This window comes from Nocardiopsis camelliae (assembly GCF_028993595.1).
Lineage (GTDB): Bacteria > Actinomycetota > Actinomycetes > Streptosporangiales > Streptosporangiaceae > Nocardiopsis > Nocardiopsis dassonvillei.
Genome location: NZ_CP118614.1, coordinates 2,780,184 through 2,792,365, shown reverse-complemented (window position 1 = coordinate 2,792,365; position 12,182 = coordinate 2,780,184). Strand labels below are relative to the sequence as shown.

Genomic DNA, 12,182 nt, shown 5'->3' with positions numbered 1-12,182 from the left:
GAACCGTTACCGGTGTGTCGCAAGATCACGTCGGAGGGGTGGCCCCTTCGCACGCGAAACGCCGGTGCCGCCGCGGGGTTCCGCGGCGGCACCGGCGCTGGGTGGTTCTGCCGGTCGGCTACCGATCCGTCAGACCCACAGGGTCCCTCGGGGCCGTCAGGCGACGGCCTTGCCCTCGGCGCGCTTCTCCACGCGCCCGGCGCGCAGGCGGCGGGCCTCGTCGGGGTCCAGGACCGGAGCGGCCGTCAGCAGCTGGCGGGTGTAGTCGCTGGCGGGGTTCTCGTACACCGCGTCGCTGTCCCCCATCTCCACCACCTCACCCGCACGCATCACCGCGACCCGGTCGCTCACCTGACGCACCACCGCCAGATCGTGGGCCACGAAGATGTAGGTCAACCCGAAGTCGTCCTGCAACTCCGACAACAACCGCAACACCTGGTCCTGCGTGGACACGTCCAACGCCGACACCGGCTCATCACAGATGATCAGCTTCGGCTTGAGGATCAGCGCCCGCGCGATCGCGATCCGCTGACGCTGACCACCCGAGAACGCGTGCGGGAACCGGTTGTAGTGGTTGGGCTCCAACCCCACCCGCTCCAACAGCTCCTGCACCTGACGGCGCACCTTCTTGGTGTCCCTCTCCCCCTGCACCCGCAACGCGGTCCCGATCGCGTCCCCCACGGTCACCCGCGGGTTGAGCGAGGAATAGGGGTTCTGGAACACCATCTGCACGTCCCGGCGCAGCGGACGCAGCGCCCGCTCGGGCATGTGGGTGATGTCGCGGCCCTCGAACTCCACCCGGCCCCGCGTGGGCTCCAGCAGACGCATCACCATCCGCGACAGCGTCGACTTGCCCGACCCCGACTCGCCCACGATGCCCAGGGTCTCACCGCGGTGCAGGTCGAAGGAGACCCCCTTGACCGCCCAGAAGTCCGTGGCCTTGCCCCAGGTGCCGCCGCGCACCTTGAACCGCTGCGCCACGTCCTCCACCCGCAGGAGCGGGGTCTCCTCGGAGGAGCCCTCGCCGCCGGCGGAGGGGGTGAAGGCCGCGAACTGGCCCGGCTCGGTGACCCTGCCCTCGCGCTTGTCGCGCTCGACGCGGTCGGCCCGGTCCTGGGCGCGCCGCTGGGCGCGGGAGACCTCCACGCGCGGCACGGCGGCCAGGAGCCCCTGGGTGTAGGGGTGCTCGGGCTCGGAGAGGACCTTGCGCACGTCGCCGCGCTCGACCGCGACGCCGCGGCGCATGACCACGACCTCGTCCACCGAACCCGCCACCACCGCCAGGTCGTGCGAGACCAGGATCAGGCCCATGCCCAGGTCGCGGCGCAGCTCGTCCAGCAGGTCCAGGACCTGGGCCTGCACCGTCACGTCCAGGGCGGTGGTGGGCTCGTCGGCCAGCAGCACCTTGGGCTCGCACATCAGCCCCATGGCGATGACCACGCGCTGGCGCATGCCGCCGGAGAACTCGTGCGGGTAGGAGTTGATCCGCTTGTCGGGCTGGGGGATGCCCACCCGGTCCAGCGACTCCACCGCGCGGGCGTGCGCCTCGGCCTTGCTGGCCTTGGGCCGGTGGATGCGGTAGGCCTCGATCAGCTGGTTGCCGATCGTGTACTGCGGGTGCAGCGACTGCATCGGGTCCTGGAAGACCATGGCGATGTCGTTGCCGCGCATCCGCCGCAGCTTCTTGTCCGAGGCGCTGACCACGTCCTGGCCCGCGACCTCGATGGAGCCGGTGATCTTCGCCTTGCTGCCCCGGTGCAGGCCCATGAGGGCCAGCGAGGTCACGCTCTTGCCCGAGCCCGACTCGCCCACAATGCCCAGGGCACCGCCCGCGGGCACCTCGAAGGACAGCCCTTTCACCGCGTGAACGTCGCCGTCCATGGTCGGGAACGTCACCCGCAGGTCGTCCACGCGGACGACGGGGTCGGTCGAGGCCATGTCACTTTCCTTCGTTAGAGCTGCTCTGTTCAACGCTGTCGGCCGTCAGGCGGCGATGCGCACGCGCGGGTCGACGACCGGGTAGAGCAGGTCGACGATCAGGTTGCAGACGACGATGAAGACAGCGCCCATCAGGGTCACGCCGAGCACCACGGGCAGGTCCTTGCCGATGATCGCGTCGATGGCGTAGGCGCCGATGCCGTTCAGGGAGAAGACCTTCTCCGTGAGGATGGCGCCGCCCAGGACCAGACCGACGTCCAGGCCGAAGATGGTCACGATGGGGGTCAGCGTCGGGCGCAGCGCGTGCTTGAAGATCACGCGGCGCTCGCTCAGCCCCTTGGCGCGGGCGGTGCGGATGTAGTCCTCGCCCAGGACCTCCAGCATGCCCGCGCGCGTCTGGCGCGCGTACTGCGCCGCGTGCAGGAAGGCCAGGGTGACCCAGGGCAGGAACATCACCTGGAACCAGCCGACCGGGTCCTCGGTGAGGGGGACGTAGCGCGAGACCGGGAACAGCTCCCACTGGTGCACGAGGAACGCCAGGGCGAGCAGACCGGTGAAGTAGATCGGCATGGACACGCCCACCAGGGCGGTGCTCATGGCGATGCGGTCGAAGATGCTGCCCTTCTTGACCGCGGACAGGACGCCGACGGCCACGCCGCCGATGATCCAGATGACGGCCGCGCCCAGGGCCAGCGAGGCGGTGACCGGCAGGCGGTCGAGCAGCTGGGGCAGCACGGGGCTGTTGGTGGTGAAGGAGTAGCCCAGGCAGGGCGCCGCGCACTCGATCGTCTCCCGGCCGAAGGTGTACTCGGAGCCGAGGACCAGGCCCTTGACGAAGTCCAGGAACTGCACGGCGATGGGCTGGTCCAGGCCCAGGCGCGCCACCGTGGCGTCGAGCGCCTCGGGCGTGGGGGCCTTGCCCACGTACAACGCGGCCATACCGCGCGGGGTCACGCCCGCCCAGCGGGGCAGGACGTAGAAGATCCAGAAGGTCACCGCCGTGACGACGGCGAGCAGCAGCAGTCCCGCACCGAGGCGGCGGAGAATATAGTTCAGCATCGCGGTCGGCGGCGGGGGTACCCACGGGGCCGTGGCACCCCCGCCGCCATCACCTGCCTTCTCGTACTAGTTCAGGCCGGTCGGAGCGCTAACCCCGGTCCACGCCCAGGGCCATGAAGTCGTACATCGCGTACGCGGACGTGTGGTAGACGTTGGTCAGCTCGTCCGAGCGGTAGTACAGCGCGCGGTCGAAGACGACCGGCAGGATGGCCGCCTGCTCCATGACCAGGGTGTCGATCTGCTCGTAGATGGCAGCGCGCTCCTCCGGGTCCTCGGTGGCCAGCGCCTCGTCCCACAGGCCGTTGATCTCCGGGTCGTCGAGCTCGGAGGTGTTGTAGTTGCCCGTGGCCTGGATGGCGTCGCCGTCGGTGATCTTGGAGGCGAAGCCGTAGCCGGTGGCCCAGTCGGGGCTCCAGCCGGAGACGCTCATACCGATGTTGTTCTCACGGACGTAGTCCTGCGAGCCCGCGTACTGGGCGAAGAAGTCCTCGGCCGGGAAGGTCTGGATGTCGACCTGGATGCCCACGCGCTTGAGGGACTCCTGGAGGGACTCCGCGGTGGCGATGTCGTTGGGACGGCCGTCGCGGACCGCGATGGTGGTGCTGAAGCCCTCGGCCTCGCCGCACTCCTCCAGCTTGGCCTCGGCCGACTCAAGGTCGCCCTTGTTGTCCTCGGAGGGGTACAGGTCCGACTCCGGGTTCGAGCCCGGGATGGTCGGCGGGAGCACGTTGGTGGCGATGTCGCCGCCGGTCGCGCCGCCCCAGGCGCGGTGCAGGCTGTCCCGGTCGGCCGCGTACATGATCGCCTGGCGGCAGGCCACGTCCTCGATGACCGGGGTGTGGATGTTGACGTAGCGCAGCGCGCCGGAGTACGGGTTGTCCAGGTTGGCCTGGACGTCCTCGTCGGTGAGCAGCGTGCCCTTCATCGCCGGGCCGACGCCGACGCCGGCCAAGTCGACGTCGAGGTCGCCGTTGACCAGGCGCTGGTCGATCTCGTCCTGGTCGACACCGATCTGGACGGTGACCTCGTCCGGCAGGGCCGGGCGGATCGGGTCGGTCTCGGCGTCCCAGTTCTCGTTGCGGACCAGGTTGAGCTGGACGCCGGGCTCGTAGTTGCCCTCGAACTTGTACGGGCCCGAGGAGAGGACCTTCTCCTTGTACAGCGCGCCGCGGTCGGCCTCCATGGGCACCGGGGCGGTCTGCGGCTGGGTCAGCACGTAGGGGAACTCCGAGAAGGAGTCCTTGAGGTGGAAGACCAGGGTGTGGTCGTCCGGGGTCTCGACCGCGGTGAAGGTCTCCAGCGGGTTGTCGACCTCGTAGACGTTGAAGGGCTCCTGGTCCAGGTGCGCCTCGAAGTAGCGCGGACCGTTGGGCAGCTCACCGCCGTTGTAGTTCGAGCGCGCGATGGCGTACTTGATGTCCTGCGCCGTGATCTCGGAGCCGTCCTCGTACTTGAGGCCCTCCTGGATCTTGACGGTCCACTCGGTGAAGTCCTCGTTGGGCTCGGGCATGCCCGCGGCCATGTCCGTGGTCAGCTCGGTGGACTCCTCGGCCGGCGCCGGGGTGAAGGCCAGCAGCGTACGGGCGTAGTAGCGGGTGAAGTTCCAGCTGAACCCGTAGTAGGTGTCGCCCGGGTCGGTGGAGTCGAAGTCCGTGGCGATGGCGTAGCGCAGGGTGCCGCCGGTCTGGTCGGACGGGTTGACGACCTCGGTCGCCCCCTGGTTGAACTCGGCGTCGGACGCGGAGCCACCGCCGGCGGAGCCACCGCCGCCGCAAGCCGAAAGGAGGATGGACGCCGCCGCGCCGAGCGCGACGAAGCCGAGGGTGCGTTTCCTCAAGGAACTGCCTCTCATGCGAACCTGATGGTGATGATGGGATCAACCTGTCGTCGGATCCCTGCCTTGCGGAGGCCGGGCGGGTCAGCCTCCACCGACCGTGGGTCAGTCGGAGGTCTTGGGGTCGAAGGCGTCGCGCAGCCCGTCGCCGAACAGGTTGAACGCCAGGACGGTGATGAAGATGGCCAGACCCGGGAAGATGACGAAGTAGGGCGCGTTCTCGTACAGCGGCACCGCGTCGGAGAGCATCTTGCCCCAGCTCGGCGTGGGCGGGTTGATGCCGACGCCCAGGAAGCTCAGGGCCGCCTCGAACAGGATGTTCGTGGGGATGAGCAGGGTCGAGTAGACGATGATCGGCGTGACCAGGTTGGGCAGGATCTCCTTGAAGAGGATGTGCCGGTTGCTGGCGCCCAGGCTCCTGGCGGCCTCCACGAACTCCCGCTCGCGCAGCGAGAGCGTCTGCCCCCGGACGATGCGGGCGATGTAGGGCCAGTTGAAGAAGCCGATGATGAAGACGATGACGCCGATGCGCAGGCCGTTGCCGCTCAGGCCCAGGACGCCGTCGGGGATGACGCCCACGAGCGCGATGGCGAAGAGCATCAGCGGGAAGGCCAGGAAGACGTCCATGGCCCGGCTGATGAGGGTGTCGACCCAGCCGCCCTTGTACCCGGCGATGATGCCGAGGACGGTGCCGATGAACACGCACAGGAGCGTGGACAGGAAGGCCACCAGCAGGGAGATCTGGGCGCCGTAGACGATGCGGCTGAACAGGTCGCGGCCGGTCTTGGGCTCCACGCCCAGCAGGTGGTCGGAGCTGATCCCGCCCCACGGGTCGAGGTTGGCGCTGGGGATGCTGCCGTCGGTGGGGGGCGGAAGGGACGGATCCCTCAGCGGGAACCCGGTGTTGGGCTCGATCAGGTCCTGGTGGAACTGGGTGGGCGGGTGCCCGAACCACTTGGCCAGGAGGGGCGCGAAGATCGCGGCGAGGATGAGCAGGACCACGACCACGCCGGAGACCATCGCGACCTTGTCCTTGCGCAGCCGCTGCCAGGCGATCTGGCGCAGGGACCGGTTGTCGGAGTCTCCGCGGACCTCGTGGGCCTGCGCAGCGACGTTCACGGCGTCGTTCTGCTCCGCCTGCTCCGCCGAATCGGGGGCATGCGAGGGCGCGCTCATCAGGCCACCACTCTCCACTCATACGCTTCTGGCCGAGGGGAACGGGACAGAACCCACGCGCGCGACCGCAAGGAGGGGTGACCTGCGGTTCGCGCACGGTGGGGCCGGCCGGTTCTCGACGCTGGCTGGCGTGGGCTTGCGTGTCGGCGGGGAGGGCGGATGACCCGCCTCCGCAGACCCGGCCCGCAGGGTGCGCCACATCACCTGAGGATTTGGACACACCGGGACCGTTGCGCCCGGGCTGTTACACAGCGACCAACTTACTCGCGATCTGAACGCACAACGTCCAATATCCGATCATGTATCTAAATCGTGACAAACAACGTTAAAAGGCCTATATAACAACAAAAGGCTACAGAGTTCGCATTCATCCGATGACCGGTCGCGAGCTGCGGCGACGTCCTCCACCGCCGCGCCCACGATACGTCCGAATATGCACCGGTTCGACCCCCGAAGTGGCACGCTATGGCAAGTGCTATACGTCTCAGCGTGTCCGCGTGGAAGCGAAGAGCGACGGTCACGGGCGTACCGGGACCCCGTCACGAACACGTACGGTGACGGTCACGGCGTACGCGAGAACGACGGCCCCGCGCCTGCGGAACCGTCGTCACGGGGATGTGCGGGCCGTGCCCGCGTCGGTCACTCGATGCCGCGCTTGCGCAGCAGTTCCTCGATGTCGCCCAGGTCAGAGAGGTCGTCGGCGCCCCCGGCCTTGGGGGCCGGGCCCACCTTCCCCTTGGCGCCCGGGGCCGCGGTGGCCGCACCGGGCGCGGCGGCGCCGGGCTTGGCCCCGCCGCCCGCCCCGCCAGTGGCCTTCGGCTCCTTGGCCCTGCCGGGGCGGGTGCCCACGTCACGGGCGCGCATGACGCCCGAGACGACGTAGAGCACCACCGCCAGAGCCGCCAGGGCCACACCGGCCCACACCGCCGGGTTGAACAGCAGGCCGACCAGGATGCCGAAGATGTTCATGGCGAACTGCCAGACGGCGTTCATCAGCCCGATCAGACCGGCGGCCAGCGGCAGCAGCGACCACGCCACGCCCCGCAGACCCGAGGCGGCGCCCTTGGCGCGCCACACGAAGAAGGAGATCACCAGTCCCGCGAGGGTGAGTCCGCCTCCCAGGACCAGACCGGTCATCCACGTCAAGTTCTCAGGCATGGGTCCAGTCTCCCATCCGGCGCCGGAGCGCACATCCGGTCGATCCCCTAGGGCGTGTCCGGTGGATGCCGCCCGTCGCGCAGCAGGGTGTGTGTACGCCGAACACGCCCTGGGTCAGGCCCCGGAGTCGGGGTTCCTGTCCGCCAACGCTACCCCCGTACCCCGGACGGGCGGCCGGGGCACGGAAGGGAGCGTCGGGGCAGATGGGAGCGGGGAAACCGGCGGACCCGGGTTCAGCGGTCGGCGACCAGGGACTCCAGCCAGTCCAGGTCCACGCCCACCAGGCTGTCGCGGAACACCACGCCCTCGCGCGGCGGGATGTGCACGTGGTTGGGCACCGCGACCGTGACGCATCCGGCGTCGGCCGCCGAGGTCACGCCGACCACCGAGTCCTCGAAGGCCACGCAGCGCGCGGGGTCCACGCCGAGCCGCCGGGCGGCCCTCAGGTACGGGTCGGGGTGGGGCTTGTTCGCCTCGACCTCGTCCCCGGCCACCGAGTCGTCGAAGTTGTCCAGGCCGATCCCGCCGATCGCCGCCTGCACCAGCGTCCTCTCGGTGGAGGTCACCAGGACCACCGGGACCCCGGACTCCGAGAGCAGGGTGACCAGCTCCTTGGCGCCCGGGCGCAGGTCGGCGCCTCCGGCGAGCCTGGCGCGGAACCTCGCGTACAGGCGGTCGGCGACCTCGCGCGGGGTGAGGTGGTGCGCGCCGGTCAGGTCGATGATGTAGCGGCCCACGGGCTCGGCGGCGTTGCCGACGTTGCGCTGGTGGTCCTCCTCGGTCCACACACCGCCCAGTTCGGCGACCAGGTCGGCCTCGGCCTCACCCCACAGGTGCTCGCTCTCGATGAGGGTGCCGTCCATGTCCAGGAGTACGGCCTGGAGGCGTCGGGCCTGGGGGGTCTGGGTGTCGGAGGCTTCGGGACTCAGCGTGCTCTGCTCGCTCATACGTTCGGTGGCGCCTTCCGGACCGGGCGGCACCACGCTCTCCCCTCGTGTGTCATGGGTTGCCCGCTGGCCCACGGGACACCCGGGTTGTGCGTCATCATCGTGCGGGACGCTGGGCGCCCGCGCCGTGAAGAGGACCTGTCGGCGTCCTTTCCACACTACGAACACTCGGACGCCGGCGGGTGGAGAGCTGCCCCACACTCCGGCCCGCGCACGCGCGGCCCGGGGGCGGGGCACCGCGCGCCTCCCGCACACGCGCGCGGCCCCGTCCCCCGGTCGGGGGACGGGGCCGCGCCCCGGGCGGTCCGCACCGGACGAGCCGGTCAGACGTTGAAGTAGGTCGCCTCCGGGTGGTGGACCACGATCGCGTCGGTCGCCTGCTCGGGCACCAGCTGGAACTCCTCCGACAGGGTCACGCCCACCCGCTCGGGCTCCAGCAGGCGCATGATCTTGGCGCGGTCCTCCAGGTCGGGGCAGGCCCCGTAGCCCAGGGAGAAGCGGGCCCCCCGGTAGCCGAGCTTGAAGAACGCGTCCAGCTCGGCCGGGTCCTCACCGGCGAAGCCCAGCTCCGCGCGCACCCGGGTGTGCCAGTACTCGGCCAGGGCCTCGGTCAGCTGCACCGACAGCCCGTGCAGCTCCAGGTAGTCGCGGTAGGCGTTCTTGGCGAACAGCTCGGCGGTGGCGCGGCTGATCGCCGGGCCCACGGTCACCACCTGGAAGGACACCACGTCCAGTTCCCCCGACTCCTTGGGCCGGAAGAAGTCGGCCAGGCACAGGTGGCGGTCCCGGCGCTGGCGCGGGAAGGTGAAGCGGGTGCGCTCGGCGCCCTCCTCGTCCAGCACCACCAGGTCGTCGCCCTCGCTGTAGCAGGGGAAGTGGCCGTGCACCACGGCCGCCTCCAGCAGGCCGTCGGTCTGGATGCGGTCCAGCCACATCCGCATCCGGGGCCGCCCCTCGGTCTCCACCAGCTCCTCGTAGCTGGGGCCCTCGCCGCCGCGGGCGGCCTTGAGCCCCCACTGGCCCATGAAGGTGGCCCGCTCGTCGAGGAAGGCCGCGTAGTCGGCCAGCGGGATGCCCTTGCTGATCCGGTCGCCCAGGAAGGGCGGCTTGGGCACCGGGTTGGTGGTCGAGACGTCGCTGCGGGCGGGCACCTCCTCGGGCTCGGTCACCTTGAGCTTGGCCCCCGTCTTGACCCGGCGCTGGCGCAGGGCGGGCAGCTCGGCGCCCTCCTCACCGCGCTTGACCGCCATGAACGCGTCCATCAGGCGCAGGCCCTCGAAGGCGTCCTTGGCGTAGCGCACGTGGCCGTCGAAGACCTCGGCCAGGTCCTGCTCCACGTAGGAGCGGGTGAGCGCGGCGCCGCCCAGCAGGACCGGGAAGCGCTCGGACAGGCCCCTGGAGTTCATCTCCTCCAGGTTCTCCTTCATGATGACCGTGGACTTGACCAGCAGGCCGGACATGCCGATCACGTCGGCGCGCTGCTCCTCTGCGGCCTCCAGGATCGCCGACACCGGCTGCTTGATGCCGATGTTGACCACGTCGTAGCCGTTGTTGGACAGGATGATGTCCACGAGGTTCTTGCCGATGTCGTGGACGTCGCCCTTGACGGTGGCCAGGACGATGCGGCCCTTGCCGTCGTCGTCGCTCTTCTCCATGTGGGGTTCGAGGTAGGCGACGGCGCCCTTCATGACCTCGGCGGACTTGAGGACGAAGGGAAGCTGCATCTGGCCGGAGCCGAACAGCTCGCCGACGGTCTTCATGCCCGAGAGCAGGGTGTCGTTGACGATGGCCAGGGCGGGCTTGGACTCCAGCGCCTCGTCGAGGTCGGCCTCGATCCCGGCCATCTCGCCGTCGATGATGCGCCGCTCCAGGCGCTCCCACAGCGGCAGGGCGGCCAGCTCCTCGGCGCGGGAGGCCTTCATGGACTTGGCGTCCACGCCCTCGAACATCTCCATGAACCGCGAGAGGGGGTCGTAGTCTCCCTCGCGCCGGTCGTAGACCATGTCGAGGGCGACCTCGCGCTGGTCCTCGGGGATCTGGTTGATCGGCACGATCTTGGAGGCGTGCACGATCGCCGAGTCCAGCCCCGCCTGGACCGCCTCGTGCAGGAACACCGAGTTCAGCACGATGCGGGCGGCCGGGTTGAGGCCGAAGGACAGGTTGGACAGGCCCAGGGTGGTCTGCACGTCCGGGTAGAGCCGCTTGAGCTCGCGGATGGCGTTGATCGTCTCCAGGCCGTCCCGGCGGGTCTCCTCCTGCCCGGTGGTGATGGGGAAGGTGAGGCAGTCGATGACGATGTCACCGGTGTTCAGCCCCCACTCGCCGGTGATCTGCTCGATGAGGCGGGTGGCGACGCGCACCTTCCACTCGGCGGTGCGGGCCTGGCCCTCCTCGTCGATGCACAGGCCCACGACGGCGGCGCCGTGCTCCTTGACCAGCCCCATGATGCGGGTGAAGCGGGAGTCGGGGCCGTCGCCGTCCTCGTAGTTGACGGAGTTGACCACGCTCCTGCCGCCGAGGGCCTCCAGGCCCGCCTCCAGGACCGGCGGCTCGGTGGAGTCGAGCATGATCGGCAGCGTGGAGGAGGTGGCCAGGCGCGAGGCCAGCTCGCGCATGTCGCTGACCCCGTCGCGGCCCACGTAGTCGATGTTGAGGTCGAGCAGGTGGGCGCCGTCGCGGATCTGGTCGCGCGCGATCTCCACGCAGTCGTCCCAGCGGCCCTCCAGCATGGCCTCGCGGAACTTCTTGGAGCCGTTGGCGTTGGTGCGCTCGCCCACGGCCAGGTAGCTGGCGTCCTGGCGGAAGGGCACGCTCTGGTACAGCGAGGAGGAGGACGCCTCCACCAGGGGCTTGCGGTTCTTGATGCCGCGCCCCTGGACGCGCTCCACCACGTGGCGCAGGTGCTCGGGGGTGGTGCCGCAGCAGCCGCCGGCCAGGCTCAGGCCGAACTCGTAGGTGAAGGAGTCGTGGGCGTCGGCCAGCTCGGCGGGCGAGAGGTTGTAGACCGCGCCGTTGGGGCCGAGCTGGGGCAGGCCCGCGTTGGGCATGCAGGAGACGGGGATGGGCGAGTGGTGCGACAGGTAGCGCAGGTGCTCGCTCATCTCGGCGGGGCCGGTGGAGCAGTTGAGGCCGATGACGTCGACGCCCAGCGGCTCCAGGGAGGTCAGCGCGGCGCCGATCTCGGAGCCGAGCAGCATGGTGCCGTTGGTCTCGATGCTGACCTGGGCGATGATCGGCACGTCCCTGCCCGCGGCGCGGCGGGCGCGCTGGGCGGCCACCACGGCGGCCTTGACCTGGAGCAGGTCCTGGCAGGTCTCGATGAGGATGGCGTCGGATCCGCCGTCGATCAGGCCGCGCGCGCACTGCTCGTAGTAGTCGCGCAGTTGGGCGTAGGGCGCGTGGCCCAGGGTGGGCAGCCGGTTTCCCGGGCCCACGGACCCGAGGACGTAGCGGGGCTGGTCGGGGGTGGAGTAGGCGTCGGCGGCCTCGCGGGCCACCTGCGCTCCGGCTTGGGCGATCTCGTAGGTGCGGTCCTCGATGCCGTACTCGGCGAGCCCGCCGAGGTTGGCCGAGAACGTGTTCGTCTCGATGGCGTCCGAACCCACGGCAAGAAAGGCGGCATGGGTGTCGCGGACGATGTCGGGACGGGTGAGGTTGAGGATGTCGTTGCATCCCTCGTGCCCCTCGAACTGGTCGAGGTCGAGATCGTGCGCCTGGAGCATGGTGCCCATCGCTCCGTCCGCCACGACCACACGGCGGGACAGGGTTTCGCGGAAGGTGGGGCTGGCTCTCATATCTGGCAACTCTACGTCGGAGCACCGCGGCGGCCCAGTCGGTGTCCCCGTGACGCGTGGCACTGGGCGGACCCGCGGTGCGGGGCGGGTCGGTCGTCCGGGGACGGCGGTGTCCTTGTCAGTCGCTGTCTGTGAGGTTATCCCATCGCCTGTTCCACTAGATGAGACGGGCATCCCGCGGTGCGGCGGCCCGAGCCCCTCGGCCGAGCGCCCCGAACGGTTCCCCGGGCGGGTCGGCACGCCGTAGGGTGGACTTCGTCCGCGTGCAGGGAGGAG

General features: G+C 69.9%; 7 protein-coding genes. All 7 read right to left on the bottom strand.

The genetic code is table 11. The features are described from left to right. Nucleotides 1–156: 156 nt before the first annotated feature. A complete protein-coding gene (locus PV789_RS12160) occupies nt 157–1,938 on the bottom strand; it encodes an ABC transporter ATP-binding protein (protein ID WP_274977512.1) in 1,782 nt (593 codons plus the stop codon). A gap of 45 nt (nt 1,939–1,983) precedes the next feature. After that, nucleotides 1,984–2,997, bottom strand: coding sequence for an ABC transporter permease (locus PV789_RS12155; protein ID WP_274977511.1), 1,014 nt, complete (start codon nt 2,995–2,997; stop codon nt 1,984–1,986). A gap of 88 nt (nt 2,998–3,085) precedes the next feature. Continuing rightward, entirely contained in the window at nt 3,086–4,834 is a 1,749-nt protein-coding gene (locus tag PV789_RS12150) for an ABC transporter substrate-binding protein (protein WP_274977510.1), read from the bottom strand. A gap of 102 nt (nt 4,835–4,936) precedes the next feature. Continuing rightward, nucleotides 4,937–6,007 carry an ABC transporter permease gene (locus tag PV789_RS12145; RefSeq protein ID WP_274977509.1) on the bottom strand — a complete coding sequence of 357 codons (1,071 nt, stop codon included), beginning with the start codon at nt 6,005–6,007 and terminating at the stop codon, nt 4,937–4,939. A gap of 639 nt (nt 6,008–6,646) precedes the next feature. Further along, the gene (locus tag PV789_RS12140) at nt 6,647–7,165 is read right to left on the bottom strand and encodes a cellulose synthase (RefSeq protein ID WP_274977508.1); all 519 of its coding nucleotides are present in this window, start codon (nt 7,163–7,165) and stop codon (nt 6,647–6,649) included. Between the two features lie 233 nt (nt 7,166–7,398). Next, nucleotides 7,399–8,112, bottom strand: a complete 714-nt coding sequence (locus tag PV789_RS12135; protein WP_274977507.1) for an HAD family hydrolase — start codon at nt 8,110–8,112, stop codon at nt 7,399–7,401. Between the two features lie 323 nt (nt 8,113–8,435). Then, a complete protein-coding gene (gene metH / locus PV789_RS12130) occupies nt 8,436–11,906 on the bottom strand; it encodes a methionine synthase (protein WP_274977506.1) in 3,471 nt (1,156 codons plus the stop codon). Nucleotides 11,907–12,182: the final 276 nt, after the last annotated feature.